This is a genomic window from Stenotrophomonas sp. 05L44_2, from assembly GCF_056665995.1.
The window spans coordinates 1-3,792 of record NZ_JBFTNR010000414.1 but is presented as its reverse complement, the minus strand read 5'-3'; the positions used below and the strand labels follow the sequence as shown (position 1 = coordinate 3,792).

The 3,792-nt window shown below is 68.3% G+C and carries 1 protein-coding gene; it reads right to left on the bottom strand.

The annotated features are described in order from the left end of the window. Nucleotides 1-3,792 (bottom strand): glucoamylase family protein (locus tag AC1VAN_RS14600; protein ID WP_480986064.1); only part of this gene is annotated, 3,792 nt, incomplete at both ends.

Below are 3,792 nucleotides of genomic sequence, written 5' to 3'. Positions count from 1 at the left end.
GCCATGGCGCGTACGGTACGCGCCGGTGCCACGGCGCGGCAGCGGCATCGGCGACCAGACACGACCGGTGTCCTCGTCGCGCACGTAGAAGGCTTCGCCGCCAGTGTCCGACACCGGATCATTGAGCCAGGGCGTCAGGCGGAATTCGTGTGCATTCTCGAACCATGTGTAGCCCGGTGCACTCTCGCTGACGACCGTGCCCAGGCGGGCGTTGGCGATCACGTTGGCCCATGGCGCCGGCGTCGGCGCGCCTTCGCGTACCACCACGACGTACTCGCGGCCGTCCTCGCTGAAACTGCCGGTGCCGTTGTCGAATCGGCCGGTGCCGCGGTAGGGAAGGAAAGGCCACGGGTCGTCCACTTCTTCGTCGTGCTCGGCGCTCGGCGGCAGTCCGGGCTCCGGGCCCAGGTCGGCAATGATGGGCAGCCCGGGCGTCGCCTCCATCGACAGGGCCAGCTCCTGCTGCAGCGCCTGCGGCACCAGGGCCGGGATCCGTCGCGGAGGCAACGGCTGACGCCCCACCTGCGCGACCAACGTACCGTCTTCGTCGCTGATGACCGCCCGCRCCACCGCCTGCAACAGAATGCGGTCCTCGTGGGTCATGTTCTGCACCGGCCGCACGAAAATGCCGCCGGGGCGGTCGAGCAGGCCGGTCTCCGAACTGGCGGCCACCATCCCCAGGATCTGGTCCTGCAGCTCCTGCCGATAGCCGGCCTTGCTGTCGTTCCAGATGACCAGGTCGGTGTTGAGGCCCTTCTGGCGCCAGTAGGCATGCGCCTGCACCAGTTGCCGGACCAGTTCCACGTTGTCCGCGTCGGTGACCTTCAGCAGCACGATGGGCAGGTCACCGGAGATGGCATGACCCCACAGCCCGGATTGTCCTCGCTGGTTCTGCTGCAGGACGCCTGCACCGGCGCGCAGCAGCGGACCGGCATACAGCACGTGGCTGGCCAGGCGCTCGTACAGCGATGCCTCGGCCTGGCTTGCGTTGATCTGCCGGCGCACCACCTGGCTGTGTGTCCAGGCCAGGTCGAAGACGCGGTCTGCCAGGCGACGATCACGGTATTTGTCCACCAGTGCTTCGCAACCGCCGCGACTGGCGCCGATGCCATACACCATGTCCAGCTGTACGGTCTGCTCGGGCTCAAGCACCACGCGGACGCGGATGGCCACGATCGGGTCCAGCACCGAACCATCGGTGCCGGACAGGTCGGCATCGGTGGTCAATGCCTGCGGCGTGCGCGGCGTGTTGCCACGGCCCAGGAAGCGCGCACGGTCGGTTTCATAGGAGATCGCCACCACTTCCGCATCGTGCACCGCCACCAGATGGAACATCCACGGCGGCACCTCGTCGTGCGAACGTGGCCGGCGCGAGCACAGCACCGCCTGCTTTGCGGCCAGGATCTCGCTCTGCACGAAGAGGTTGCTGAAGGCCGGGTGCGCATCGTCGGCCGCGGCGGGTGCCAGCACCACTTCGGCATAGGTGGTGATCTCCACCGTGCGCGGGCGACGACTGCGGTTGGTCAGGCGCAGGCGCCTGAGCTCGATGTCGTCCTCGGCGGAGATGGCGACCTGCAGGTGGCTCTCGCAGCCGCGGCGCACACCGCGGAATTCCGCCTTGGCGTCAGAGAAGATCGCCTCGTAATTGTCCACTGCCACGCAGGTGGGCTGGTAGGCGGCAGACCAGAACTCGCCGCTGTCCACGTCGCGCAGATAGCAGAACGTGCCCCATGCATCGGTGGTACCGTCCTCGCGCCAGCGGGTAAGCGACAGGTCGCCGTGGCGGCTGTAGCCGCCGCCGGCATGGGTCAGCATGCCGTGGTAGCGACCGTTGGACAGCAGCTGCACTTCCGGGCGCGGGCCACCCGGGTCGCGCAGGACGCGCAGGGACGTCTCGTGCTCGGCCAGTGCCGAGTGCTCGCCAAGCGCTTCGACCTCATGGGGATGGAACACGCCCACGCGCGGGATGCGTTCCTGCAGCAGCAGCAAGGTGGCCTGGAACTCGACATCGGCAAGGAAGCGGCGCTGCATCGGCTGGTCGCGCAGCAGGTAATCCAGCGACAGCAGGCCCATGCCCTGGTGGTGGGCCATGAACGAACGCAACAGGACGTGATCCTGTCCCGGCGGCACCCGGGTGGGCGTGTAGTCGATGGCCTCGTACATGCCGAAACGCCCGCAGAACCCCAATCCTTCCAGCACCTGGAGGTTCTGGCAGGCCGCTTCCGGCGCCACCATCAGTGCCATCATGCTGGCATAGGGTGCGATGACCCGATCCTGCCCAAGGCCGCGTTTGAGCCCCAATCCGGGCACGCCGAACGCCCGGTACTGGTAGTTCAGGCGGGCATCGACGGCGTTGTAGCCGGACTCGGACACGCCCCATGGCAGGTTCAGCGTACGGCCGTAGACGATCTGTGCCTCGACCGCGTGCCGTGCGGTCTGGTCCAGCAACGTGTCCGGATAGCTGGGCATCACCAGCTGCGGCATGAGGTACTCGAACATCGAGCCACTCCATGACAGCAGTGTCGGCGTGCCGTTGACCTCGGTAAGCATGCGGCCGAGCGCGAACCAGCTTTCCTGTGCCAGCTGGCCCTGCGCAATCGCAACGAACGCGCCCAGCCGCGCTTCGGAAGCCAGCAGGTCGTAGAAGCTGTTGTCGAGGCGGTGGTCGTCTACGTTGTAGCCGATCGAAAGCAGGTTGCGGGTACGGTAGAACAGGAACCCGTATTCCATCAGCGAGAACTGCCCGGCGCGGTGCGCCAGGTCCTGCAGCTGCTCGATGCGCGCGCGCGCGTCCGCGCCGGCCGCGCCGGGCAGGGCGGCCAACTGACGCAGGCTTGGCACCGGTGCATCGACGGCCGCGCTGGCATCGGCAGGGATATCGGCAAGCGAGGCGTGGGCGGCATGGCATTCGGCGGCGAACAGGGCCGGCCAATGCAGCTCACCGTCCTCGGGCGAGGCCGGTGCCGGCCATTGCAGCAGCACGGCGTCGGCCAGACCGGCCAGTTCCTGCAGGCGGGCCAGCGACTGCGCCGTCCCGACGGGACGGTCGACACGCGTAGACGCCAGACGCTGGCGAAGATGATTGAGCGCCTCGACCAGCGGCGCATCGTCGGCGCGATGACGCTGCCGCTCCTCTTCCAGCACGCCCAGCGTWTCGGCCAGGCCATCGAACGTGTGCGGCGCCAACACCGGCGCATCCACCAGCGCGAGCAGGCCCTGGCGCAGGGTAAGCAGGTGTCCGGCAAGGTTGCCGCTGTCGACGGTGGAGACGTAGCGCGGCGGCAGCGGCGCCAGGGTTTCGGTGTCGTACCAGTTCAGGAAGTGGCCGCGGTGGCGCGGCAGCTGGTCCAGCGTATCGAACGTGCGGGCGGTACGTTCAGCCACCGCGCCCTGCTGCAGATAGCCGAAATCCCACGCAGACAGATTGGCCAGCAGGGACAGGCCGATGTTGGTCGGCGAGGTGCGTCGCGCGACCACCAGCGCCGGATGCTCCTGGATGTTGTCCGGCGGCAGCCAATGATCCTGCTCGCGCACCCAGGCCTGGAAGAAGGACCAGGTGCGCCGCGCAAGCCGGCCCAGGAACGCCCGTTGCGTGACCGACAACTCGGCCACGCTTGCAGCCGGCGGGCGACCCAGCCACGCCATCAATGCCGGCGCAAAGGTCCACGCCAACAACAAGGGCAGGGCGATCGGCAGTGCCTGCGRACGCACGCCGGCCACCACAGCCACCAGCGCGAGCGCCAGCAGCGAGGCCGGCGCCATCACCCGCCATTCCGCGCCACGGTCGCTGCC